Annotated in this window: 25 protein-coding genes and 1 pseudogene; 11 read left to right on the forward strand and 15 right to left on the reverse strand. The window is 69.0% G+C overall.

The window, feature by feature from the left end:
* Positions 1 to 43 precede the first annotated feature (43 nt).
* Both AC6CHX_RS07280 and AC6CHX_RS07285 read left to right on the forward strand, forming a co-directional pair.
* Positions 44 to 289, forward strand: a complete 246-nt coding sequence (locus AC6CHX_RS07280) for a hypothetical protein (protein ID WP_498272255.1) — start codon at positions 44 to 46, stop codon at positions 287 to 289.
* Positions 286 to 1,266: an SRPBCC family protein gene (locus AC6CHX_RS07285; protein WP_498272256.1), complete on the forward strand. Its 981-nt coding sequence runs from the start codon at positions 286 to 288 to the stop codon at positions 1,264 to 1,266. The genes AC6CHX_RS07280 and AC6CHX_RS07285 overlap by 4 nt, the downstream gene beginning before the upstream one ends.
* A 78-nt stretch (positions 1,267 to 1,344) precedes the next feature.
* Here AC6CHX_RS07285 and AC6CHX_RS07290 read toward each other — a convergent pair whose 3' ends face one another.
* Positions 1,345 to 1,479 carry a hypothetical protein gene (locus AC6CHX_RS07290; protein ID WP_376101801.1) on the reverse strand — a complete coding sequence of 45 codons (135 nt, stop codon included), beginning with the start codon at positions 1,477 to 1,479 and terminating at the stop codon, positions 1,345 to 1,347.
* Between the two features lie 196 nt (positions 1,480 to 1,675).
* Here AC6CHX_RS07290 and AC6CHX_RS07295 point away from each other — a divergent pair, with 196 nt between their 5' ends.
* Positions 1,676 to 2,827 (forward strand): calcium:cation antiporter, encoded by a 1,152-nt coding sequence (locus AC6CHX_RS07295; RefSeq protein ID WP_498272257.1) that lies wholly within the window; start codon positions 1,676 to 1,678, stop codon positions 2,825 to 2,827.
* Between the two features lie 19 nt (positions 2,828 to 2,846).
* On the opposite strand, the gene AC6CHX_RS07300 is transcribed toward AC6CHX_RS07295, so the two are convergent.
* A complete protein-coding gene (locus tag AC6CHX_RS07300) occupies positions 2,847 to 3,641 on the reverse strand; it encodes an ABC transporter permease (RefSeq protein ID WP_498272258.1) in 795 nt (264 codons plus the stop codon).
* Entirely contained in the window at positions 3,638 to 4,348 is a 711-nt protein-coding gene (locus AC6CHX_RS07305; RefSeq protein WP_498272259.1) for an ABC transporter ATP-binding protein, read from the reverse strand. Before AC6CHX_RS07305 ends, AC6CHX_RS07300 begins: the two co-directional genes overlap by 4 nt.
* 69 nt (positions 4,349 to 4,417) lie before the next feature.
* Between AC6CHX_RS07305 and AC6CHX_RS07310 the strand changes: the two genes are divergently transcribed.
* The 5 genes from AC6CHX_RS07310 (at position 4,418) to AC6CHX_RS07330 (ending at position 7,271) form a co-directional block, all read left to right on the forward strand.
* Entirely contained in the window at positions 4,418 to 4,945 is a 528-nt protein-coding gene (locus AC6CHX_RS07310; RefSeq protein WP_498272260.1) for a helix-turn-helix domain-containing protein, read from the forward strand.
* Positions 4,946 to 5,121: 176 nt separating this feature from the next.
* Entirely contained in the window at positions 5,122 to 5,622 is a 501-nt protein-coding gene (locus AC6CHX_RS07315) for a MarR family winged helix-turn-helix transcriptional regulator (RefSeq protein ID WP_498272261.1), read from the forward strand.
* On the forward strand, positions 5,619 to 6,422 hold the full coding sequence (locus AC6CHX_RS07320; RefSeq protein WP_498272262.1) for an SDR family oxidoreductase: 804 nt from the start codon (positions 5,619 to 5,621) through the stop codon (positions 6,420 to 6,422). The genes AC6CHX_RS07315 and AC6CHX_RS07320 overlap by 4 nt, the downstream gene beginning before the upstream one ends.
* A gap of 283 nt (positions 6,423 to 6,705) precedes the next feature.
* Positions 6,706 to 6,972 (forward strand): hypothetical protein, encoded by a 267-nt coding sequence (locus AC6CHX_RS07325; protein WP_498272263.1) that lies wholly within the window; start codon positions 6,706 to 6,708, stop codon positions 6,970 to 6,972.
* Positions 6,969 to 7,271: a hypothetical protein gene (locus AC6CHX_RS07330; RefSeq protein ID WP_498272264.1), complete on the forward strand. Its 303-nt coding sequence runs from the start codon at positions 6,969 to 6,971 to the stop codon at positions 7,269 to 7,271. The genes AC6CHX_RS07325 and AC6CHX_RS07330 overlap by 4 nt, the downstream gene beginning before the upstream one ends.
* A gap of 33 nt (positions 7,272 to 7,304) precedes the next feature.
* On the opposite strand, the gene AC6CHX_RS07335 is transcribed toward AC6CHX_RS07330, so the two are convergent.
* Positions 7,305 to 7,667, reverse strand: coding sequence for a cupin domain-containing protein (locus AC6CHX_RS07335; RefSeq protein ID WP_498272265.1), 363 nt, complete (start codon positions 7,665 to 7,667; stop codon positions 7,305 to 7,307).
* Between the two features lie 112 nt (positions 7,668 to 7,779).
* Complete coding sequence (locus AC6CHX_RS07340) at positions 7,780 to 8,226, reverse strand: winged helix-turn-helix transcriptional regulator (protein WP_498272266.1); 447 nt, start codon at positions 8,224 to 8,226, stop codon at positions 7,780 to 7,782.
* Positions 8,227 to 8,316: 90 nt separating this feature from the next.
* Between AC6CHX_RS07340 and AC6CHX_RS07345 the strand changes: the two genes are divergently transcribed.
* The gene (locus AC6CHX_RS07345; protein ID WP_498272267.1) at positions 8,317 to 9,498 is read left to right on the forward strand and encodes an MFS transporter; all 1,182 of its coding nucleotides are present in this window, start codon (positions 8,317 to 8,319) and stop codon (positions 9,496 to 9,498) included.
* Positions 9,499 to 9,751: 253 nt separating this feature from the next.
* Here AC6CHX_RS07345 and AC6CHX_RS07350 read toward each other — a convergent pair whose 3' ends face one another.
* From AC6CHX_RS07350 to AC6CHX_RS07375, 6 genes and pseudogenes are all read right to left on the reverse strand, one after another.
* The gene (locus tag AC6CHX_RS07350; protein ID WP_498272739.1) at positions 9,752 to 10,126 is read right to left on the reverse strand and encodes a hypothetical protein; all 375 of its coding nucleotides are present in this window, start codon (positions 10,124 to 10,126) and stop codon (positions 9,752 to 9,754) included.
* Between the two features lie 68 nt (positions 10,127 to 10,194).
* Positions 10,195 to 10,560, reverse strand: a pseudogene (locus AC6CHX_RS07355) (GntR family transcriptional regulator); the annotation flags it as partial.
* Positions 10,475 to 11,179 (reverse strand): GntR family transcriptional regulator, encoded by a 705-nt coding sequence (locus AC6CHX_RS07360; protein WP_498272268.1) that lies wholly within the window; start codon positions 11,177 to 11,179, stop codon positions 10,475 to 10,477. The pseudogene AC6CHX_RS07355 and the gene AC6CHX_RS07360, both read right to left, overlap by 86 nt.
* Before the next feature lie 104 nt (positions 11,180 to 11,283).
* The gene (locus AC6CHX_RS07365) at positions 11,284 to 12,807 is read right to left on the reverse strand and encodes an aldehyde dehydrogenase family protein (RefSeq protein ID WP_498272269.1); all 1,524 of its coding nucleotides are present in this window, start codon (positions 12,805 to 12,807) and stop codon (positions 11,284 to 11,286) included.
* A gap of 12 nt (positions 12,808 to 12,819) precedes the next feature.
* Positions 12,820 to 13,446: a class II aldolase/adducin family protein gene (locus AC6CHX_RS07370; RefSeq protein WP_372467790.1), complete on the reverse strand. Its 627-nt coding sequence runs from the start codon at positions 13,444 to 13,446 to the stop codon at positions 12,820 to 12,822.
* A gap of 26 nt (positions 13,447 to 13,472) precedes the next feature.
* Positions 13,473 to 14,816, reverse strand: a complete 1,344-nt coding sequence (locus AC6CHX_RS07375; RefSeq protein ID WP_498272270.1) for an MFS transporter — start codon at positions 14,814 to 14,816, stop codon at positions 13,473 to 13,475.
* Positions 14,817 to 14,914: 98 nt separating this feature from the next.
* Between AC6CHX_RS07375 and AC6CHX_RS07380 the strand changes: the two genes are divergently transcribed.
* Complete coding sequence (locus tag AC6CHX_RS07380; RefSeq protein WP_498272271.1) at positions 14,915 to 15,826, forward strand: sugar-binding transcriptional regulator; 912 nt, start codon at positions 14,915 to 14,917, stop codon at positions 15,824 to 15,826.
* 53 nt (positions 15,827 to 15,879) lie between these two features.
* Here the strand turns inward: AC6CHX_RS07380 and AC6CHX_RS07385 are convergent, their stop codons facing one another.
* The 3 genes from AC6CHX_RS07385 to uriT all read right to left on the reverse strand — a co-directional run bounded on the left by AC6CHX_RS07385 (position 15,880) and on the right by uriT (position 20,012).
* Positions 15,880 to 16,890 (reverse strand): NAD(P)-dependent oxidoreductase, encoded by a 1,011-nt coding sequence (locus AC6CHX_RS07385; protein ID WP_498272272.1) that lies wholly within the window; start codon positions 16,888 to 16,890, stop codon positions 15,880 to 15,882.
* Positions 16,887 to 18,455: an FGGY family carbohydrate kinase gene (locus AC6CHX_RS07390; protein WP_498272273.1), complete on the reverse strand. Its 1,569-nt coding sequence runs from the start codon at positions 18,453 to 18,455 to the stop codon at positions 16,887 to 16,889. Before AC6CHX_RS07390 ends, AC6CHX_RS07385 begins: the two co-directional genes overlap by 4 nt.
* Before the next feature lie 141 nt (positions 18,456 to 18,596).
* Entirely contained in the window at positions 18,597 to 20,012 is a 1,416-nt protein-coding gene (gene uriT, locus AC6CHX_RS07395; protein ID WP_498272274.1) for a uridine transporter UriT, read from the reverse strand.
* Between the two features lie 65 nt (positions 20,013 to 20,077).
* Here uriT and AC6CHX_RS07400 point away from each other — a divergent pair, with 65 nt between their 5' ends.
* On the forward strand, positions 20,078 to 21,139 hold the full coding sequence (locus tag AC6CHX_RS07400; protein WP_498272275.1) for a LacI family DNA-binding transcriptional regulator: 1,062 nt from the start codon (positions 20,078 to 20,080) through the stop codon (positions 21,137 to 21,139).
* 3 nt (positions 21,140 to 21,142) lie between these two features.
* On the opposite strand, the gene AC6CHX_RS07405 is transcribed toward AC6CHX_RS07400, so the two are convergent.
* Positions 21,143 to 22,075, reverse strand: a complete 933-nt coding sequence (locus AC6CHX_RS07405) for a nucleoside hydrolase (RefSeq protein WP_498272276.1) — start codon at positions 22,073 to 22,075, stop codon at positions 21,143 to 21,145.
* Positions 22,076 to 22,141: the final 66 nt, after the last annotated feature.

Below are 22,141 nucleotides of genomic sequence, written 5' to 3' on the forward strand. Positions count from 1 at the left end.
ACCCAGGTTGACATGCGGCCGGTAAGCAACGTAGGTTGACGGCATGGAATCCCTCGACGTCGCGCAGATCGCCGCGGATACGACAGACCCCCGAGCGGGACTGCGGGCCGTCGCATCGCTCCGCACCCTCGCCGACACGCTCGAACTGCGCCAGGTCGAGGCCGCCTTGCGCGCTGGCATGAGTTGGCAGGCGGTCGCCGATGCCCTGGGCGTCACCAGACAGGCCGTGCACAAAAAGCATTCGAAGCGGATCGACCCCACGATCGCCGTTCCCCGGAGGAACTCGTGAGCCGGTTCACGCAGGCGGCCGCCACGATGCACACCCTCTCGCTGGCAGCCATGGAGGAGGCGTCCCGGCTCGGCGTCCGTGACGCGGACATCGATCACCTCCTCCTCGCATTGACGATCGATCCCGACACCGGCGGCCAGACCCTCCGCGGAATGGGCGTCAGCCTGGAGACGGCGCGCGTGGCCGTCGCAGCGCAGCACGCGGCTCAGCTCGGTCTCGTGGGCATCGCCGCCGCTCCGGACAGCCCCGGTCGCATCGTCTTCCACGAGACCAGCGGGTATGAATGGACGGATCGCGCGATCACGGTGCTGAAAGACGCATCGAGCGGAGAGCGCCGCGGCGACTCGGCGGCCGTGCTCCGCGCTCTGGTCGACGAGCCGAGCGGACTCATCGACCAGATCCTGCGACGGCTCGACGCGGATCCCGACACTCTGCGCACCCGGCTGGACGAGGTGCAGAGGCTTCGCCTCGTCGGCCCCTCCCCGTCGGCCGACCAGAACCTCTCCGGTTCCCGCTCGATCTTCGTACCTGCGCCGATCGAGGAAGTGTGGGCACTGTTGTCCACTCCCGCCCGCATCCCCGAGTGGGACCAGGGCATCGCCGCGGTCGATGCGGACGACGGGACGAGCGGGCCGTGGGAGGCCGAGACCGCGACGACCATGCCCGACGGCAAGCCGATGCATGTCAAGGATGACTTTCGGCGCCAGCGCGTGCACCTCGCCCAGCGCGAGGAGCTGACGAGCATCCAGTGGCTCTTCACCCACCCCGATGCAGCGCGCTCGAACCCGCGGTCGGTGGCGTTCGCACTCGAACATGCCGCAGGAGGAATGCAACTCCGCGTGACTCTGACATGGCTGACCCCTCCGCGACGCGGCGGCCGTCGTATCGTCCGCGCGCTGATGAAGCCGCTCTTTCGCTTCGTGCTCTTCATCCAGCTCACGCAGCTCGAAAGCGGCATCACCCGCGTCTTCCGCTGACACCCGGATGACCGGACGCCCGGACGCCGGCGGCGCATCATCCGCATCCGGGACGACGCGCCGCCGGCTGGATTCCCGTCAGCCCTTCGCGCCCTTGCGGGGCTTCAGGAACTCGTCGGGTGCGCTCTTCTCCCGCTTCGCCGCACGCTTCTCCTTGAGCGTGAGCTGCGGTGCCTTCTTGCTGTCGCGACCCTGGATGGACTTTCCGGACATGGTTACTCGCTTCCCCTTCGGTGGCTGGCGTAACCTCCGACCATAGCCAGCGCCCCGCGGAAGTCAAATTTCCCCCTGATCGGGAAATTTTTGCTAGGATTGCGGAGTCAGAAAGTGCGTTGACACAACGCTGCGACCGGGACGACCCGCTCGTGGTCATCAGTCGGGGACGGCCCCACCTCGAAGGAGTCCGGCGATGTCACGCACGGAACTGAAACAGCTGATCGGACCGACGGACATCGTCCGCGTCGCTCTCGGATGGGGAGCTTTCGTCGCGATCCTCTTCCTCCACCCGGTCCTGGTCGCACCGGTGCCGGGACCTGTCCTCGTGATCGCTCTCCTCGCGATCGTCGCCGTGATCCTCGTCTGCGCGTTCGGCGTGGTGAAGCAGGCGGAAGCCCTCGCCCATCGACTCGGCGACCCCTATGGATCCCTCGTCCTGACCCTCTCGATCGTGCTGATCGAGGTCATCCTGATCTCCGCCGTCATGCTCGGACCGGGTGAGCATGCCACCATCGCCCGAGACTCGGTGATGGCCGTCGCGATGATCATCATGAACCTCGTCATCGGCCTGGCGCTCCTCCTCGGCGGGCTCCGCCACCGCGGCATGGCCCACAACCGCACCGGCACCTCGGCGTACCTGTCGATGCTGGTGGTGCTCGTCGCCCTGGCGTTCGGGCTCCCCGCTCTGATCGGCACGGACGGGTCGTACACGACCGCGCAGGAGATCCCCATCGTGGTGCTGACCCTCGCGCTGTACGCGTTCTTCCTCTACCGGCAGATGGGCGCGCAGGCGAGCGACTTCACCGAGGTCGACCCTCGACTGCGGCGGAGCGCCGAGCGCCGGGAGAAGGCCGAAGCCACGAGCGGGATCCGGCAGGTGCTCGCGGAGCATCGCACGGAGGTCATCGTGCGGCTCGCGCTGCTGGTCGTCACCGTCGTCCCGATCGTGCTCCTGTCGCACGACATGGCGGCGCTGCTCGATGACGGGCTCGGCCGACTCGGCGCTCCCGTCGCACTCGCGGGCGTGCTCATCGCCGGCATCGTGTTCCTGCCGGAGTCGATCACGGCGGTGCGCGCCGCGCTCGGCGGTGAAGCCCAGCGCGTCAACAACCTGTGCCACGGGGCGCTCGTCTCGACGGTGGGCCTCACCATCCCCGCGGTGCTCATCATCGGCATGCTCACGGGTCAGACGGTCGTCCTCGCGGAGTCGCCGGCGAACCTGCTCATGCTCGGCGTCACGTTGCTGCTCTCGGTCACGACGTTCGCGGCGAAGCGGGTGACTGCGATGCACGGCGCCGCGCACCTCGTGACGTTCGCCGTCTACGTGATCGTCCTGTTCAGCTGAGACGTGCGGCGGGGCATGCTCAGGCGATGTCCCGCCGCAGCGGCACCGCCAGGGCGACCAGAGCGCCCACGGCCGTGTATCCGAGCAGGATGAACGCGCCGAGCATCGGCGACACGAGCGGGGCGGCGGCGAGCGGAGTCTGTTCGGAGATCGCATCTGTCAGGAACGTGAAGCGCGTGAGCGACGCCGTCGCGCCGCCGGGCAGGTACGGGTAGAGAGCGTTGATTCCGGGGACGATCATGATCACGTTCTCGAGGAAGTAGAAGTACCCGAGCACGACGCCGATGGCGACGATCTGGTTGCGTGCGAGCGCACCGATCGCCACACCCAGCAGCACGTACACCGCCGCGGCGACCGTTAGCTTGCCGAGAGATAGGAGCAGGTCATCGACGCCGATCGCGAGAGGGACACCGCGCACAGCCGCGGCCGCCACGAGGACGAGCCCTGTCGTGAGCGAGGACAGCACCCCGTAGACGAGGCCGACCAGCGCGAACACCACGAGCTTCGCGCCGAGCACGCGCCCGCGGCGCGGAACGGCCAAGAAGGTCGTCCCGATGGTGCGATGCCGATACTCGCCGGTCACCGCCACCGTGCCGATCAGCGCCGGAATGAACAGGGTGATGGTGGAGAGGCCGAGGATCAGGCCCGCACCCTCGGCGGTGTCGATGCCCGGCATGGGCGGGTTGGCGTTCTCCGGCCCGATGATCGCGAGCACCCCGGAGAGGAAGGCGGCGACCACCACGGCCGTGACCGCGGTCCACAGCAGCAACCGGGTCGAGGCGACGCGGATCAGCTCTCCGCGCAGCACGCTCACGCCGCCACCTCCTGGGTGATCTGCAGGAAGGCCCCCTCGAGTGACTCGCGCCCGGAGATGGTCTCGGCGAGCGTCCCGGACCAGCGGACGCGGCCACGGTCGAGCACCACGACGTCGTCGACCGTGTGCTCGAGCTCGTTCAGCACGTGCGACGACAGCAGAACCGTCCCCCCGGCGTCGGCGAAGTCGCGGAGGACGGAGCGGAGCCAGGCGATCCCCGCGGGGTCGAGTCCGTTGAGCGGCTCATCGAGCACGAGAATCTCGGGCTCTCCGAGGAGGGCGGTCGCGAGCCCGAGACGCTGGCGCATTCCGGTCGAGAATGTCCCGATGCGTCGGTCGGCGTACTCGAGAGCGCCGACTTCGGCGAGAGCCTGCTCGACACGCGTCTTCGGCAGCCGACTGAGAGCGGCGTACGTGCGCAGATGCGCGCGGGCGGTCATCCTCGGGTTCGCGCGGGCGATGTCGATCAGCGCACCCACCGTGCGCGCGGGCGCGCGCAGCGCTCGGTAAGGGACGCCGTCGATGAACGCGGACCCTGCATCGGGGCGGGCCAGTCCGAGCAGCACCCGCAGTGTCGTCGACTTGCCCGCGCCGTTCGCACCGAGAAGACCCGTGATGCGACCCTTCTCGGCGGCGAAGACCGCGTCGCACACCGCCTCGACCGTGCCGTAGCGCTTGGTCAGACCCGTGACCTCGATGGCTGCCATGTTTGATCCCTCCCGTAAACTGACTACAGAACGAGAACATTATCATAGTGATAATAATGGAGGCGTCCCGTGACCCCAGAGACTTCGATCGCCGACGTCATCCTGCACCCCGTGCGCATCCGCATCGTCCAGCAGCTCGGCGGACGCGACCTGACCACCGCCGAGCTCCGCGACGCGATTCCCGACGTGTCGCAGCCGACGCTCTACCGACATGTCGCCGCCCTCATCGACGCCGGCGTCCTCGCCGTGGCGAAAGAGCGGAAAGTTCGGGGCACAACCGAGCGCACGCTCACCCTCGGCGACCGCATGGCGCACGTGCCGGAGGCCGAGCTGCGGGCGATGAGCGACCTGCAGCTCCGTTCCGTGTTCCTCACCTTTCTCGGCGATCTCGCCGGCCGATTCGACCGCTTCGCCGACCAGGAGGCTCCGGGCGCGCGTGGCTTCCTCGGCTTCGGCTCCGTCCCGCTCTATGTGGACGAGGTCGCGCTGGAGCAACTGCAAGCCGGACTGGCTACGCTGATCGCGCCGTACACGACAGAGCAGGGCGAGGGGCGGCGCCGGGTCGGCCTCAGCATGATCGTCATTCCGGAGGACTGACCCTCGGCCGAGAGGTCGACGGTCCGGCCCCCTCGCTCACGGGCGTGGTGATCGTCACGGTCCGACCGTCGTCGAGTCTCGATCCTCGCCGAACGCACCCGGGGAAGGTGGCCCACCACTCCCGGATGCGCAGCCTCAACAGTTGCCTCACGCAACTGAGGTGATATTGTCGAAGGATGGTGATCGATAGAGAGATCGAGAGCATCCGCGACTCGCTCGTTCGGGTGGTGGCCGAATGGAGTCGCAACGACCTGCAGGCCTCGGTCGCCGCGGAGCTCGATGCCCCTCTGGATGCCACCGAGGTCCGCGCGCTGTACACGGTCGGTGCGGGCGGCGGCTCCCTCGGCTTCAGCGACCTCGCCGAACGAGCGTCTCTGTCACGCCCGACCGCTTCGAAACTCGTCTCCCGCATGTCCGCACGGGGGCTCTTCGATCGAATCCGCTCCGGGCGCACGGTCGTGGTCCAGCTGACGGATGACGGCATCGAATCATATGCGCGCCTCGTGACCGCTGGACAGCAGATGGTGAGCGAGGTCCTCACGGGCTGGGCCCCGCATGAGATCGCGGACTTCCAGACCAGGCTCAGTCGTTTCGTCGTCGCGCTGCCCGGAGCGTCTCGAGCGACGGTCTCCCCCGTTCCACCCGACACCGTCCCATCAACCCAGGAGGAAACATGACACGCACGTACATCGTCACCGGCGCCGCCTCCGGCATCGGTGCAGCCACCACCGAGCTGCTGCGCGCCCAGGGCCACACCGTGATCGGTGTGGACCTCGCCGGCGTCGAGGTCTCCGGCGACCTGTCGACCCCCGATGGCCGCAGGGCCGCGGCGGATGCGGCCATCGCGGCCGCCGGCGGCATGATCGACGCGGTCATCGCGTGTGCCGGCATCGCCGCGCCGATCTCGAAGACGATGGCCATCAACTACTTCGGCGTGACGGAGTTCCTGGAAGCACTCCAGCCGACGTTGAGCCTCGCCGACCAGCCCCGCGCCGCCGTGGTCTCGTCCATGGCCTCCCTGCAGCCGGTGTCGGCCGAGCTCGTCGATGCGGCGCTGAGCGGTGACGAGACGCTGGCGCTGTCGATCGGCGACCAGCTCGCGACCACGCCGGAGGCCGGATTCCTGAACTACTCGTCGAGCAAGCGTGCACTGTCGCGCTGGGTCCGCCGCGAGTCCGTGACACCGGCCTGGGCCGGCGCCGGGATTCCGCTGAACGCCGTCGCCCCCGGCACCGTCACCACGCCGATGACGGCAGGGCTGCTCGGGAACCCGGAGGGCCTGGCGCAGGTCGACTCCGCGGTGCCGATGCCTCTCAACTACCACCAGCCGGCGTCTTCCATCGCCGAACTGCTGGTGTGGCTGACGAGCCCGGCCAACACCCACATGGCCGGCCAGACCATCTACTGCGACGGCGGCGCCGACGCGGTGCTGCGCGGAGATGACATCTGGTCCTGGAACGACGCCCCGCGCGGCTGACGCGGGACACTCCTCCACAGCGGTCGGGACCGCGGAAGCCGAGCGGCGACATCGGTTATTTTGAATGACTCAAAATAACGTGATACGGTCATGGGGAACCGGACGGCCGGATCCGAACCTCCCCGCCATCGCCGATGGCACTCGAAGCAGGGGGCTCCTGGCCGGCAGACAGCGCGCCGTTCATCCGGGGCTCATCGCCCCACGGCGGTGTTCGGCGCGCCCGCCGCGCCGAGCACATGCGCGCGCATCCGTCTGCCCCGGTGGGAGATGAGAGGAACCGCTGATGGAGGAGACCCGAACCGGCTGGAAGCCGAATCCGGTGTTCAGTTCGATGCCGCACTCGATGGGCCGCGGCTCGCGCGAGGACATCGTCTGGGAGGCGCTCGACCGCGTGAGCGGCAAGCCGGCACCCACGATGGGCGCCATGCAGGCAGCCATGAGCAATGAGGCGCAGATCCGCATCGTCCACGACACGATCCGCACCTACCTCGACGCGCACGGTCTGCGCGACCTCGCCGACCTCGGCGCTCGTGCCGGAGGTTCCGCATGAGGGCGCGGACGGCCCCGGCCGACGTGACCCTGTACATCCGCCCCTCGGACCTGTGCCGCACGCCCCCGACCGCCCTGGATGAAGGCCGCTTCGTGGGGCAGCTGTGCTCGACGGGCCTCGGCAGCGTATCGTTCGTCGTCGGTCGGCGTGACCCCGACGCTCCCGAGTGGATCGCCCTCGGATACTCCACCGGCGGACACGAGCGGGTGTGGCGGCGAGGACGACAGTCAGCCGACGGCGTGATCACGTACCTCCTCGTCGAAGACGACTCCTCGAGCGGATACGTCAGCGTCGCCTGAGTCGTCGCACAGGCGGTGGCGGCACTATCGGTGTCACGACCCCGGCCCGAGGGCGACCATCCACAGGACCACGTCTTCCGCGCCGTCGTTCACGCCCTCGTGGAGATGGTCGGCACCCTCGAGGAACGCCTCTCCTGCGCGGTAGAAGCGCGTACCGGCCGCGTGGACGGCGGCATGGTGGGTGAGGGAACCGGACTCGACGATCACGAGCATTGGGCAGTCGTGACGATGCTCGCCGGTCGTGCCGCCGGGAGGGATCCTGACCCTGCTCAGCGCGAGAGATGATCCCTCCACGACGCGCATCGCGAACGATGCGGTCGCCGTGGCGACGGCGACTGGGGTCACGTCGATCGTGGCGTCCGGCGTGCTGTGGTCGGTCGTCCTGCCGTCGGTCATGAAACCCCCCGGTTATCGCACGTCGGTCAGACGTGCATCGCGCCTCGACCGCGGAGTGGGGGTGATCGGGCTGTCTGCCTCCACGGTACTTCGGCGGTCGATGCTTCGGGGCTCACACCGCCGCGACGCGGGTGTTGCGACTCGTCAGCGGCACCCCATCCGTACCCACAGGAACCGGCGCCGTCACACGCTCGCCTCCGTCATCGACGAGAGTCGAGTGCTTCTCCCCGTCGGCGAAGGCGTGGCGCTCACCCCAGCTCCGAAGGGCCAGGATCACCGGGAAGAGTTCTTCGCCGGCCGGGGTGAGCTCGTAGTGCTTGCGCTTGGCCGGGGGAGCATCGACCTGCTCGATGAGACCGTATGCGGCGAGGCGGCGGAGCCTGTCGGCGAGCATGTTCCGTGCGATGCCCGTGCGTTTCTGGAAGTCGGTGAAGGTGCGGGCGCCGTCCATGGCGTCCCGGATGATCAGCATGCTCCAGCGGTCTCCGACCAGGTCGACGGTGCGTGCGACGGGACAGTTCGGATCTGTCCACTGCGGACGGTCGGGAGCATCGCTCATGAGATCTCCAAGAGTTGCAATCTGCAACTATTATGCCCTACCGTCACTTTGGTAGCAATATGCAACCAAAGGAGCGACGTGACTCTCAGGATGAAGACACTGCTGGCCGCCATCTGCGCCGTCGCGGTCGCGACCGTCTACGCCGCGCAGCCCGTGCTCGCGCAGATGGGGCGAGACCTTCAGGTGCCGACCGATGCGCTCGGCTGGCTGGTGTCGGCGGGACAGCTGGGCTACCTCGTCGGGCTCGTCCTGCTCGTCCCCCTCGGCGACCGCTTCGACAGGCGGCGCCTGATCGCCCTGCATCTGGGCTTGGTGGGCGTCGGGATGCTCGCGGTCGCATTCGCTCCGACCGCGGGGGTGGCGTTCGCCGGTCTCGCGCTCACGGGGATCTTCGCCGTCGTCGTGCAGACGACCGTGGCCTACGCCGCCGCGGTGTCGGAACCCGGCGAGCGCGGGCGGAACCTGGGCTTCGTGACGTCGGGCGTCGTCGTCGGCATCCTCGGGTCGCGACTCATCGCCGGCGTCCTGGCCGACATCTGGGGGTGGCGCAGCATCTACGTCGTCCTCGCGGCGCTGTCGATCGCGCTGGGGGCCACCGCACTTCGACTGCTCCCCACCGACGTGCGCCCACCCTCCCGCCGCTATGCGGACCTCGTCGCAGGCATCGGCCGGCTGCTCACCGAGCCCGTCTTCCTCAGCCGCGGCATGATCGCCTTCTTCCTCTTCGCCTCCTTCGGCACGCTCTGGAGCGGAATGGCGCTACCCCTGTCGGGCACGCCGTGGCAGCTCACCGAGACCCAGATCGGACTCTTCGGTCTGGCCGGTCTCACCGGCGCGCTGGGAGCGACCCGCGCGGGTCGCTGGGCCGATGCCGGCAAGGCGAATCGCGTCACGGGTGCGGCCCTGGTCGCCCTGGTCGTCTCCTGGGTGCTGATCGCACAGCTCCCCTGGTCACTGACTCTGCTGATCGTCGGCATCGTCGTGCTCGACTTCGCCGTGCAGGCCGTGCACGTCAGCAACCAGCACATCCTGACCACGCAGCATCCGGATCGCGTCTCCACCACCATCGGCGGCTACATGGTCTTCTACTCGCTGGGGTCGGCCGTCGGCGCGGCGACGACCACCCTGGTGTTCAGCACGTGGGGGTGGACGGGGTCCGCGATCCTCGGAGCGGGTTTCGCCGCAGCCGGCCTCGTCGCGTGGGCTCTCGGCATCCCCGCCGTGCGCCATGCGCAACGACGAGAACTCGCTCCGGTTCGCGCGTCACGCTGATCGGGCGTGGTGAGGGATGCGGACCCTCGAACGCCGGCTCTCGGGCGGAGGGTGAGCGCCCGCCGGCCGCCGTGGGGAACGGCGGCCAACGAGCGGAACACAGCACTCGTCGATGCGCGATCTCGGGGAAGATCGCCGTCACGGCGGGGACCGTCGGAGTGCTGCGCTGCCGCCCTCGGAAGGCGACGTTCTCACGGTATCGACGACGCCTCCGCCGCGGTGAAATATCAGTGCGCGGTCAGTCCGGTACGGGTCAGTCCCGCACGAGGCCGTCGAGGACGTAGGTGTAGAGGTCGCCGACGATCTCCGCTCCCTCGTGCGCGGCTTCGTCGTCGACCGCTTCGACGAGCTCAGCGATCGCGTTGCTCACCATCCCGGCGTTGTGCTCGCTGCCGAGGTGCAGGAACCCGAGCGCGAGGGCGGGGCGCTTGGCGGCGTGCATCGCCTCGAGATACTGATTCCGAGAGTACGAGGCCAGCAGCTGAAAGAGCCTCCACGTGAGTCGTGATGCGGCGCGGTGCTCGACCAGCGGCGCGCGCCAGGCGGCGATCGCCTGCTCGGCGGCCGCACGGAACTCCTCCCGCTCCCCGGAGGTCGCCCGCGCGATGCCCAGAGTCGCCGCCAGCATCGACAGACCGGAGCATTCCGCGACGACGGCGGCGAGCCCGCCTGCGTCGGTGTCGCGACGACTGAGGACTTGTGCGTGCGGGCCTCGACCAGGTGCTGCGCCGTCAGGATCGAGATCGCCTCGCGCACGGTGTTCGGGGCGACATCGAGTTCCTTCGAGAGCGTCGAGACTCGCAGCGGCGCCCCCGGGAGCAGCTCGCCGGTCTCCATCTTGCCGGTCAACGCCTCCACGACCGACTCCAGACGCGTCGGCACGGGCGTCGGCGCGTCCAGCTCCTTCTTATCGACGAGATCGAGGATCTCGACCGACAGGAAAGAGGACGACCCCGCGCGGGGTTCCGACGCTGCGCTAGTCACCGGGGAGCCGCCATTCGCCGTTGATCGCCGCGCGCAGACGCTCGACGGTCGTGACGCGGAAGATCTCGAAGACGGCATCACGGGCGGCAGCCCCGTCTCGCGCACGGAACGCTGCTCGAAGCGGTCCGACGAGCGCACGCTGCTGCTCTCCGAGCCAGTCGGGGAGCGGACGATCCTGCAACGAGCGGCTCAGGTGCAGAACGAGGTTGCGATCGAGGATGTCGGTTACGACGGTGTTGTCGGCCAGCTCGATCACCTCGATCCACAGCGCGAACCAGAGCCGCAGCCCGTCAGGCATCCCTCCGCGGGTGAGATCGGAGTCCAGGATCGCCTGCACACGGGCATCGAGGGAGTCGAGCTGGATGTCGGTCAGGGTCGGCACGGCCTTCGCCGCGGCATAGGCGATCAGCGCCCCGGCCGCCTCGGCCCGATCCGCCTGCGCCCGGAGATCGATGGGGGCCACCCGGGTGAAGCGGTTCGAGCTCATCTCCACCAGGCCCACGTCGGCGAGCCGGATGAGCGCCTCCCGGATCGGCGTGCGGGAGACCCCGTACTCCGCCTGGAGCTCCTGATTGCGGATCTCCTCGAGCGGCGCCCTGCGTCCTGTCACGATCTCCTGAGCCAGCCGGGCGTACACCTGGTCGCGGATCAGGGTGCGAGGACGTGCCGTGGTCGAGGGCTTCGGCTCGTCCGTCATACCGGCCAGACTAGCCAGCCGCCCCTCGTTTGTCGCGGTCCCGCGCATCGGCCGGCCCCTCGCCCCCGGATCCCGGCGCGGCCGGAACACGAGGGGGCCCGACGTCAGTGGGCGAGGTTGGTCCAGACGGTGCGCGTCTCCAGGTACGACTCCAGGTTGGCGTGCCCCATGTCCCGGCCGTAGCCCGACATCTTGAACCCGCCGAAGGGGGCCGCCGCGTCGGTCGCACCGTACATGTTGATGTAGACGGTTCCCGCCTGCAGGAGTCGTGCGAGTCGATTCGCCTTGCCGATATCGCGCGTCCAGATACCCGCCGCGAGACCATAGGGCGAGTCGTTCGCCCGGCGTGCGATCTCATCGATGTCGTCGAAGGGCTGCGCCACCACGACGGGGCCGAAGATCTCCTCGCGCACGGCGCGGAAGGTGTCGTCGACATCGGTCAGCACGGTCGGACGGATGTAGTAGCCGCCGGGGATCGCAGCTTCGGGGAAGGCGGATCCTCCCGCGGCGACCGTCGCCCCCTGCTCCTGAGCGCCGTCGATGTACCCGAGCACGCGCTCGTGCTGACGGGGGGAGATGACCGGCCCGATCTGCGCGGACGGATCGAAGCCGTGGCCGACCGTCATCGACGAGGCGATGTCGGCGAGCCGACCGACCACGTCGTCGTACGAGCGCTTCTGCACGTAGAGGCGCGAACCCGCCGCGCAGGCCTGACCGGCGTTGAAGAAGATCGCACTGGCTGCGGCGGCCGCGGCCTCTTCGACGGGACTGTCATCGAAGATGATGTTCGGGCTCTTGCCGCCGAGCTCGAGCGTCACTCTCTTCACCATCGGTGCGGCCCGCTGCGCGATGCGCGTGCCCACCGCCGTCGACCCGGTGAAGGCCACCTTGTCGACGTCGGGGTGGTCGACGAGCGCCTCACCGGCCTCCGCGCCGTACCCGGTGAGGATGTTGAGGACGCCCTTCGGCATGCCCGCTTCGAGCGCGAGCTGTCCGAGACGCAGCAGGGACAGCGGCGTGTTCTCGGCGGGCTTCATGACGATGGTGCAGCCCGCGGCGAGCGCGGGCGCGATCTTCCACACGCCCATCAGCAACGGGTAGTTCCACGGCACGATCTGGGCGACGACGCCGACCGGGACACGCTCGGTGCGCACCATCGCATCCGTGACGGACACGGGGATCGTGTTGCCCTCGATCTTCGACGGCCAGCCGCCGAAGTACTCGAAGTGGTTGATCGCGAGCGGCAGATCGACGGATGCCGCCGCGCCCTTCAGCTTGCCGCCGTCGAGCACCTCGAGCTCGACGAACTCGTCGGCGCGCTCCTCGAGCAGGCGGGCGAGACGCAGGATGATCCGTCCACGATCGAGTGCCGACATCCGCCGCCAGGGGGCGTCCGGCGCGAAGGCGCGGCGAGCGGCCTGCACCGCGCGGTCGGCGTCCACCGCATCCGCCGCCGCCGATCGGGCGATGACGGCCCCGGTGCCGGGGTCGACGATGTCGATGGTGCGGCCGGAGTGGGCTTCGACCAGCTCCCCGTCGATGAGCAGGCGAGGAGGCTGGGCGAGGAAGCGCTTCGTCGCCTCGCTGATGTCGGGATCGATGCTGATGTGCGGGGGGACGGTCGTCATCGCGGCTCCTGTTCAGGCGTGGTGCAGGGCGGCGAGCGCCTCGGCGGGGAAGGCGGTCTCGGTGTCTCCGAGGAGCAGGGCGCGGTAGGTGGCGGTGGCCGCCTCCTCGAGGTTGAGTGCACGGCGGAACGCCATGCTGACGGAGTCTCCGAGCGCGGAGCAGCCGTGGTGGCCCATGATGATGCAGTCGTGGTGGGCGGCCTGTTCCGCCGCGGAGTCGGCGAGCTCGTCCGATCCGTTCGGGTAATAGGGAGTGGTCCCGACAGAGCGCACGTAGTACGCGTGGTCGAGGGTGATCAGTCGCACGTCGTGGCCGAGCGCGTTGAGCAGCACGGCGTGCTGCGGATGCACGTGCACCACCGCGTTGACGTCGGATCGTGTGGCGTAGCTGCGCTGATGCAGCTTCCACTCACTCGACGGGCTCGGGGAGCCGCTGATCACCTCACCCGACAGGCTCATGACCGAGAAGTCCTCGGGCGTGAGCCTGTCGAGCCAGGTGCCGGAGCCGGTGACCACGAAGGTGTCCTCATCGATGCGGGCCGAGATGTTGCCTCCGGAGGCGAGGGCGAGCCCGCGGGCGACGATGTCGACGCCGACGGCCGAGAGTTCTTCGATGAGGGATTCCACACGCGTGGTCATGGTGACTCCTTTTCAGGGTGGGGGATTCAGGCGGTGACGGCGCGCGGGGCGGGGTTCGCCGAGACGACGTCATCCGCCTCCTTGGGCGCCTTCAGCAGGAACGTCAGGCCGAACCCGACGAGGTAGAGCACGGCGATGATCCAGACCGTGCCCTCGATGCCGACGGGGGCGGCGAGACCGGCGATGACCGGGCCGATGAACTGGCTGAGGCCGGCGCCGAGGTTCAGGATCGCGACCGCGGCGGCCTTGTTCTTGGGTGCGAGCAGCGGGACGATCGCCGACAGCGGCACGAACATGCCGAGCGCGAGGCCGTAAACGATGGCGATCGCGATCGTGACCCAGAAGTTGGGTCCGATCAGGGTGGGCACGTAGAACAGGGCGAGCACCGTGACGAAGCATCCGATGCCGCCGGCCCAGGCGACCACGTTCACGCGACCGATCCAGTCGGCGAGGTAGCCGGAGAGCAGGTTCGCGGCGACGTTCGCGGCGAGCATCGTGCCCCAGATGATCTGCCACTGCGCCAGGTCGAAGCCCACGTCACGGACCATGTAGGTCGTGAGGAACACGACGAACGCGTAGAAGGAGAGCGTGTTGATGATGCGGATCACGCCGCCGACGCCGACCTTCGGGTTGGTCGCGACGATGGTGAGGGAGCTGACGACACCCTTCACGCTGCTGGCGACGGTGACCTTCTTGGTCACGGGATTGCGCAACAGGACGAGCACCATCACTCCGCCGACGACCACGAAGGCGAGTGCCATCCACAGCGTCGCGAGCTCGCCGATGATCGGGATGACGGCCCCGGCGAAGTAGGAGCTGAGGACGCCGAGTCCGAGCGTGGAGAAGAACCAGTACCAGCCGACGGCGCGGCCCATCACCTGCTCGTCGGTGTCGATCGTGACCCAGACCAGGAACCCGTAGGCGAACATCGGGTATCCGAGCCCGCGGATTCCGAAGGCGAGGAGCATGATCTCGAAGTTGCCGGCCATGACGCCGAACACGAGGAAGAGCACTTCGAAGACGACCCAGATGCCGAAGCCGAGCATCATGACGCGCTTGGGGCCCCAGGCTTCGGCCAGGGCGCCGCTCAACCAGGCGGCCACCGCGACGACGATGCCGTAGACCGACCAGAGCAGGGCGATCTGACCGCCGTCGAAGCCGCGCTCGTCGAGGTACGGCGAGAGGAAGCCGGCCTCGATGCCGTCGCCGATCATGAAGATCGTCAGGGCGACGAAGCCCCAGGCGATGGGCCGCGAGATGCCCTGAGAGCTGAGGAGGCGCGCGAAGCGGCCCTCGGCGGGAGGTGATGCGGGGGTGACCATGGGTGTCTCCTCGTTGAGCGCGTAGAGATTTCGGGATGTGGTGTACATTTGTTCAGCATCGTGAACGAATGCCCAAGGACATCTTGGGCACGCGTCGCGGAATTGTCAAGCAGGGCCGGAGGAGTCGGCGTGGGAGGATGTTCAGCATGCTGATGGGTCGCGTGGCGCGCATGTACTACGAGCTGGGGCTCACGCACCAGGAGATCGCCGACGCACTCGGGCTGTCCCGCGTCCGCGTGACGCGGTTGCTCGCCGAGGCCCGCGACAGCGGCATGGTCGAGATCATCGTGCACGTGGAGGAGTCGCTGTTCGCCGCCGAGGAGCAGGCGCTGCTGAACCGGTTCGGGCTGCGACAGGCCTGGATCGCCCCGAGTGTGGACGACCCCGGGAAGGCTTCCCGCGCGATGGCGACGGTCGGCGCAGAGGCGCTGGCGAGCGTCATCGACAAGGACACCACGGTGGCGATGGGCCTCTCCACGGCGGTCGCCGCGGTGGTCGACGCCTTCCCCGCCCGCTCACTCGGGGCGCGCTTCGTGCCGCTCACCGGATCGAGCAGTGGTCTCGCGAACGGCGCCAACCCGCACGAACTCACCCTCGCGCTGGCCCGCCGCACCGACGGCTCCGCGTTCCATCTCCCCGCCCCGCTGGTCGCCGCGACACCGCAGGCCGCGGAGAGCGCGTATGCCGACCCCGGCGTTCGCGACGTGCTCACCCGAGCCGCGCAGGCGAGCACCCTGATCGTGGGCATCGGGAGCACCCAGGACACCCGCGGCCTGCTCTACGGCTCATTGAGCGACGAGGAGCGCGCCGAACTCCACGCGGCGGGCGCGATCGGCGACATCGGCGGACGCTTCTTCGATGCGAACGGAACACCGGTCCGCGGCGAACTCGACTCCCGCGTCGTCGGACTCGACCTCGACCAGCTGCGGGCCATCCCCCATCGTCTCGCCATCGCGGCGGGCGCGGCGAAGCTCGAATCCGTGCGCACCGCCCTCGCCAGCGGCATGGTGAACATGCTCGTGACCGACTCGAACACCGTCACGGCACTGCTCGACTGAGCGCGCCGAGGTGCGGACCGCGCCGCACGGTCCGCACCTCGGTCCCGGACGTCTCAGCCGACCGCGGCGAGCGCCTTCTCGTTGGCCGTGCCGGGGACGCGCTGACCGGCGGCCCAGGCACCCAGTGCGGCCGCCGCGATCCGGGAGTGCTCGACGATGACGTCATCCGATGCTCCCGCGATGTGCGGCGTCATCGTGACGTTGTCGAACGTGAACAGCTCGTGGTCGTGCGGGAGCGGCTCCTGGTAGAAGACGTCGAAGCCGGCGCCCGCGATCCGACCCTCGCGGAGCACGGTCATCAGCGCCTGCTCGTCGATGATCGCCGCGCGACCGGCGTTGATCAGGAACGCGTCGGGGCGCAGCAGCGCGAGCTCGCGCTCACCCAGCAGCCCCTCGGTCTCAGGCATCAGCGGCACGTGCACGGTGACGATGTCGGAGGTCGAGAGCACCTCGTCGAGCGGCACGACGCTGGCTTCGTCGCCGAACGCGTCGGGGGCGAGGAACGGGTCGTACACCTTGACGGTCATGCCGAAGCCGCGAGCACGGGCGACCATGCGGCGGCCGACGGCCCCACCGCCGAGCACGCCCAGAGTGCGCCCGTCGAGGCCGATCGAGCGGAAGATCTCGTACGGCTCGAAGACGTCGCGCTCGGTCCAGTTGCCGGCGCGCAGCCAGCGCTCCGACTCGCTCACCTTGCGCACGGTGGCGAGGAGCAGCGCGAAGCTGAGATCGGCGGTGACCCCGGCATTGCGGCCGGGAGTGGTGAAGACGGGAATGCCGCGCGCCGTGCACGCATCGAGGTCGACGTTCGCCGGCTTCGCGCGACAGGAGACCACGGCTTTGAGCGCCGGAGCCTTCGCGAGCGCGCTCTCGTCGACCACATCGAGCTCGGCGATCACGACATCCGCCGCCGCGAGTGCATCGTCGACACCGCGGTCGGCGAGCGATCCGCCGTCCATGGTCGGGTCGACCAGCGTGACGTCGAAGGCGTCGGCGAGGGATTCGGCGATGCGGGCATCGAACGGAGCGGTGATGAGCACCTTCGGGCGGGACGTCTCAGTCATGTGTCTTCTTTCAGGTGGTGGTCAGTGGGCCGGGGATTCGGGGCGGGATGCTGCTCGGCGCTCTCGCGGAGGCGGCGGAGCCCGCTCCAGTGCGGACGCAGGGCATCGCGGGTCGCGAGGAAGAGCGCGTACGCCTCGTCGTACAGGGCGGTTCGGGCGGGGTCCGCAGAGAACATCGTGGTCGACGGCGCCAGCCGGCTCGACGCGTCGTGCAGGTCGTCGGCGAGTCCGATCGCTGCCATCGCGAGCGTGGCGACACCGCGGGCGCCCACCTCCGGTTCATCTTGACGCACGATGTCGCGCGCCAGGACGTCGGCCAGGATCGTGCACAGCAGCTCCGAATCGGAGCCCCCTCCGCAGATGAGCAGGGGGCCTTCCAGCCCCAGGGCCTCCGTGGACTCGCGCAGGCTGAACGCCAGGCCCTCGTAGACGCTCCGCAGCAGTTGGCCCGGCGTCGTGGTGACGCTCATCCCGAGCCAGGAGGCCGAGGCGTCGGGGGCGAAGAACGGCGCGCGTTCGCCGCTCGGGGCGCCGTAGGGGAGGTAGATCACGCCCCCGCTGCCCGGCGCGACCGCGACGGCCTGCTTCTCGACGACGACCCAGTCCTCGTCGCCCAGCCCGAGCGTGGCGCGCACCCAGTCGAGGTTCGGGGTGCCGGTCATCGGGGCCATCGACTCGAGCACCTGGGTGCCGCGTCCGGTGGCGAGGACGATGCTCGATTCGCTGCGGACGTCGGCACGTGAGGCGTGGTTGATGCCGACGAGGCTCGTCGTGCCGAGGATGGCGTAGCCGCGGCCGTCGTCGAGCACGCCGAGTCCGACACCGGCAGCCGCCGTGTCGACGACCCCGACCACGACGGGCAGTCCCTCCGGGAGCCCCAGCGCCGCAGCCACTCTCGGCTCGACCGTACCGGCGATGTGCTGCGGATCGAGCACCTCCGGCAGATACTCGCGCACGCGCTCCTGCCCGAGTGCGGCGAACAGCTCTTCGGCGTACGCCCCGGCCGCGGTGTCGAGGTATGTGCGGGATGCTTCACTGGGGTCAGTCGCTCGATTGCCGGTGAGTTTGAAGCGCAGCCAGTCCTTGCAGTTCAGCTGGGTCGCGGCCCGCTCACGCAGGGTCGGATCCGCCGCCATCAGCTCGTCGATGAGGATCGGGAGCGCGCCGGAGAAGAGCGGAGAGCCCGTGGCGTCGTGCACGGCGGCGGCCCGACCGTCGTCGAGCCAGTCGTCGAGCCTCGCGTGCGCGCGTCCGTCCAGCCAGAGGGCTGCGGGGCCGGCGGGTCGACCGTCGGCATCGACCAGCCAGGCGCCGTCGCCCTGACCGGTCACGCCGATCGCCACGATCTCGGCGTCGCCGATGTCGTCGACCACCGCCGCGATGGTGGAGGCCGCGGCGTCCCAGATGTGGTTCATGTCTGCTTCGGCGCGCCCGTCCTCGGCACGCTGCACGCGGACGCTCGAGCGGGACACGCTCGCGATGCGACCGTCGAGATCGAAGGCGACGGTCTTCACCGAGGTGGTGCCGGCGTCGACGCCGAGGATGATGCGAGTGCGGCTCTGCACACTGAACTCCGAACAATAGTGCGGGCTGGTGATCTATTGTTCAGTATAGCTCGGTGTCCGGAGAGCGCAACGGTACAGAGATGCCCGGCCGCCGCGTCACCGCGCCGGCCGGGCATCCCGTGTGTGGAGAAGCCGCTCCCGTCAGATCAGCTCGGCGTGCACCGGCTTCGGGATGAACATCGAGAAGACCAGCGCTCCGACGAGCACGACGGCACCGGTGACCAATGCGGCGACGTATCCGGCACCCGCTCCCGCCGAGTCCGAGGCGAACGAGGTCTGGGCGGCGTAGATCACGACGAAGCTCAGTCCCGCTCCGAGGTTGATGGCACCGGTGTTCAACCCGGGAAGCGACCCGGGGCGCTCCTTCGGCGAGAGGACGACGCCCAGGCCGTTGAGCATGATGTTCCCGATCCCGGCGTAGGTGATGCCGACGGCGACGGAGAGCAGCAGCAGGACGAGACGCGAGGCGGTCTCGACGTTGGCGACCATGAGCCCGAGCACCACGATCGTGCCCCCGAGGCCGATGCGCAGCATCGTCCGGTACCCGACCGTGGCGGCGAGCCTTCCGCTGAGCGGCCCCATCAGCAGGCCGGCGAGGGCGTACGGCATGAGGATCCACAGCGACACCTCTTCGGCGCTCATCATGAGGTTCATCGAGGAGTCCTGCGCGAGGGCCGGCACGACGCCGTTCATGATCGCGAAGATCCCGGAGAGAGTGAGGAGCGACGTGGCGCTCAAAGCCCATGTGGCGCGCTGCTTCAGCTGGGGGATCGAGACGAGCGGATGATCGAGCCTGCCCTCGAGCTTCCAGAAGGAGAGGAACGACACGACGGCGACCACGGCGAGGACGATCACGAGGATCAGGTCCGCAGCGGCGAGCTTCCCGAGCTCGTTCAGCGCGACGAGCATCGAACCGACCGAGACGACCAGCAGCAGCGATCCCCACCAGTCCATCCGCGGGCGGTCCTCGGCCATCGTCTCGGGGGCGAGGAAGCGCACGACGAGTGCCGCGGCGACGGCCACGCCCGCCATGGTCCAGAAGATCGAGGCGAAGCCGTGGTTCGTCGCCAGATATCCGCCGAGCAGCGCGTCGCCGCCCGCGATGCCCCCGTTGACCGCGGTGACGACACCGAGCAGGGTGCCGTACACCTTCGGGTCCTTGACGGCTGCACGCAGCATGATCAGGCAGAGCGGGACGACGGGTCCCGAGACGCCCTGGATCAGGCGGCCGATGAACAGCATCGGGACGTTGGTGGCCAGCGCCGCGACGACGCAGCCCACGGCCATGACCACGAGCATGCCGACGAGGACGCGACGGCGTCCGATCAGGTCGCCGAGTCGGGGAAGGAACAGGGTGAAGAGGGCGGCGGCGGTGAAGAACACCGTCTGCGTCGCCGCGATCTCGGATGCCGTCGCATCGAGTTCGCGCTCCATCGTCACCAGCGCGGGGCTCAGCATGCTGGCGTTGAGCTGGAAGGCGAGGCAGGCCGCGAGGAGCGCGATCATCAGCGACACCACGCTCGTCCGGGTGCGAACCGCTTCTGTGTGATTGGTCATTACTCACTTCTTCGTGTCGAATCGTTGGCTGTTCGCGTGCGTAATCCTTTACGCACGCTCTATCTTTGAGTCGTGGTGCCACAGCGGCGCCGGGGGAGATCGAGGTCGTGATGAAGAAGGCGTCCGTCACGCTGCACGAGGTCGCCGCCGCCGCCGGTGTCTCCATCGCGACGGTCTCGCGGGCCCTCAACGGCAAGGACCGCGTGTCCGGACGCACGGCCGAGCATGTCGCACAGGTGGCCGAGCAGCTGGGCTACCGGGTCAACCTCATCGGTCGTGGGCTGCGCGCCGGCACCGGCGCCACCATCGGCGTGGTCGTCCCGGTCATCAGCAATCCCTTCTACGGTGAGCTCATACACCGCCTCGAGGACCACCTGCAGCGCCGCGGTCTCGACCTCGTCATCGCGGACTCGCACGGCGATGCCGACCGCGAGCGCGACCGTCTGCGCATGCTGGTCGAGCGGCGCGTCGAAGGCATCTTCGTCGTGCCCGCCGATGCCGAACTCTCGTTCGAGGCCGTCGCCGACACCGCACGGAGGGTCCCGCTCGTGCAGCTGGACCGGCATGTGCTCGATCTTTCGATCGACTTCGTCGGGGTCGACAACGATGCCGGCATCGACCTCGCCGTGGAGCACGTCACGTCCCGCGGCGCGCGACGGGTCGTGCTCGTCTCGGGCAACGACGTCACCTCGGTGGGTCGAGAGCGGCGAGCCGCCTTCGAGGAGACGGTGCGCACGCGTGCCCTGCCCGCGGAGGAGAACATCTTCGGCGAGTACCTGCTGTCGTTCGGCGAGAGCGCTGCGGAAGCACTGCTGGCACGGGGCCCGCTTCCCGACGCGATCATCGCGGGAGACGACCTCGTCGCGGCCGGCACGATCGCCGCACTGAAGCGTGCGGGCAGGAGCGTGCCCGCCGACGTGCAGGTCACCGGGTTCGACGGCACGATGCTCGCCGACGTCTGCGAGCCACGGCTGACCACTGTGGTCCAGCCTTTCGACGAACTCGCGCGCGAGGCGACGGAGGCACTCGTGCGACGGATGGAAGACCCCGACGCCCCGTTCGTCCTCCGTCGGCTCGCGCCGAGTCTGCGGGTCGCCGAATCGACGACTCCCGCCCCGCCTCGCTGAGCGTCAGGCCAGCGCGCCGACGGCATCCGTCACCAGGTCCCAGAACTTCGGCACGTCGAGCGTGATCGCGACGTCGGTGTTCGGCTCCTTGCCCAGCATGTCGTGCAGGTCGACGCAGGTCGCGCCCGCCGTGAACTCGCCGGTCGTCTCGATGTCGACGTGGCAGCGCTGGATCGTGGCGACGGCCCGATCGATCGCGATGGCGACGGTGATGGGATCGTGCAGCGGGCCCTCCGGCATCCCCTCGGCCTTCTCGTACGTGCCGCAGAAGAAGCGCAGCAGCTCGACGCCGAATGCCGAGGTCTCGTTGCCGAGCGCACCGATGCGCTGGATCACGTCTTCGGTGATCAGTGCCTGGTGGGAGATGTTGAGCCCGACCATCGTGAGCGGCACGCCGGATGCGAAGACCACCGCCGCCGCCTCGGGATCGGCCCAGGCGTTGAACTCCGGGTACGCGCCGACGTTGCCCCGGCCGGTCGAGCCACCCATCCAGATGATCTCCTTGATCTGGGGGACGACATCCGGATGCTGCTGCAGAAGCAGCGCGATGTTGGTGAGCGGGCCGGTCGGGATCACGGTGATCGGCTCCGGCGAGGCGGCGAGGGTGTCGGCGAGGAACTGCACGGCGTGGCGCGGGTCGAGCGGCACCGTCGGCTCGGGGAGGACCGGTCCACCCAGCGCGTTCTCGCCGTGGATCCACGCGCCCGGGGTCAGCTCTCGCACGAGGGGCTTGTCGGCACCGGCGGCGACCGGCACGTCCGTCACGCCGGCGACGGTGAGCGCGATCCGCGCGTTCCGGGTGGTGTGCTCGAGGTAGCCGTTGCCGCCTACGGTCGTCACACCCCGCAGGTCGATGGCGTCGTTTCCGGCCGCGAGCCAGATGGCGAAGACGTCGTCGTGGCCGGGATCGCAGTCGAGAAGGACGGGAATGGTCATGGTGCTCCTTTGCAGATGCGCGTGCGTAAACGTTTACACTTTCTAGCATGAACGTCAAGTCGGCCG

This window comes from Microbacterium sp. GQ128 (assembly GCF_059758615.1).

What these genes read in the sequence shown, in the direction of transcription:
- AC6CHX_RS07365 (WP_498272269.1), bottom strand. Translation starts at nt 12,807, where the DNA reads ATGACGACCGTCCCCCCGCACATCAGCATCGATCCCGACATCAGCGAG.
- AC6CHX_RS07405 (WP_498272276.1), bottom strand. Translation starts at nt 22,075, where the DNA reads ATGACCATTCCCGTCCTTCTCGACTGCGATCCCGGCCACGACGACGTC.
- AC6CHX_RS07345 (WP_498272267.1), top strand. Translation starts at nt 8,317, where the DNA reads ATGAAGACACTGCTGGCCGCCATCTGCGCCGTCGCGGTCGCGACCGTC.
- AC6CHX_RS07340 (WP_498272266.1), bottom strand. Translation starts at nt 8,226, where the DNA reads ATGAGCGATGCTCCCGACCGTCCGCAGTGGACAGATCCGAACTGTCCC.
- AC6CHX_RS07330 (WP_498272264.1), top strand. Translation starts at nt 6,969, where the DNA reads ATGAGGGCGCGGACGGCCCCGGCCGACGTGACCCTGTACATCCGCCCC.
- AC6CHX_RS07305 (WP_498272259.1), bottom strand. Translation starts at nt 4,348, where the DNA reads ATGGCAGCCATCGAGGTCACGGGTCTGACCAAGCGCTACGGCACGGTC.
- AC6CHX_RS07370 (WP_372467790.1), bottom strand. Translation starts at nt 13,446, where the DNA reads ATGACCACGCGTGTGGAATCCCTCATCGAAGAACTCTCGGCCGTCGGC.
- AC6CHX_RS07315 (WP_498272261.1), top strand. Translation starts at nt 5,122, where the DNA reads ATGGTGATCGATAGAGAGATCGAGAGCATCCGCGACTCGCTCGTTCGG.
- AC6CHX_RS07280 (WP_498272255.1), top strand. Translation starts at nt 44, where the DNA reads ATGGAATCCCTCGACGTCGCGCAGATCGCCGCGGATACGACAGACCCC.
- uriT (WP_498272274.1), bottom strand. Translation starts at nt 20,012, where the DNA reads ATGACCAATCACACAGAAGCGGTTCGCACCCGGACGAGCGTGGTGTCG.
- AC6CHX_RS07380 (WP_498272271.1), top strand. Translation starts at nt 14,915, where the DNA reads ATGCTGATGGGTCGCGTGGCGCGCATGTACTACGAGCTGGGGCTCACG.
- AC6CHX_RS07325 (WP_498272263.1), top strand. Translation starts at nt 6,706, where the DNA reads ATGGAGGAGACCCGAACCGGCTGGAAGCCGAATCCGGTGTTCAGTTCG.
- AC6CHX_RS07320 (WP_498272262.1), top strand. Translation starts at nt 5,619, where the DNA reads ATGACACGCACGTACATCGTCACCGGCGCCGCCTCCGGCATCGGTGCA.
- AC6CHX_RS07290 (WP_376101801.1), bottom strand. Translation starts at nt 1,479, where the DNA reads ATGTCCGGAAAGTCCATCCAGGGTCGCGACAGCAAGAAGGCACCGCAG.
- AC6CHX_RS07295 (WP_498272257.1), top strand. Translation starts at nt 1,676, where the DNA reads ATGTCACGCACGGAACTGAAACAGCTGATCGGACCGACGGACATCGTC.
- AC6CHX_RS07360 (WP_498272268.1), bottom strand. Translation starts at nt 11,179, where the DNA reads ATGACGGACGAGCCGAAGCCCTCGACCACGGCACGTCCTCGCACCCTG.
- AC6CHX_RS07335 (WP_498272265.1), bottom strand. Translation starts at nt 7,667, where the DNA reads ATGACCGACGGCAGGACGACCGACCACAGCACGCCGGACGCCACGATC.
- AC6CHX_RS07350 (WP_498272739.1), bottom strand. Translation starts at nt 10,126, where the DNA reads ATGCTGGCGGCGACTCTGGGCATCGCGCGGGCGACCTCCGGGGAGCGG.
- AC6CHX_RS07375 (WP_498272270.1), bottom strand. Translation starts at nt 14,816, where the DNA reads ATGTACACCACATCCCGAAATCTCTACGCGCTCAACGAGGAGACACCC.
- AC6CHX_RS07385 (WP_498272272.1), bottom strand. Translation starts at nt 16,890, where the DNA reads ATGACTGAGACGTCCCGCCCGAAGGTGCTCATCACCGCTCCGTTCGAT.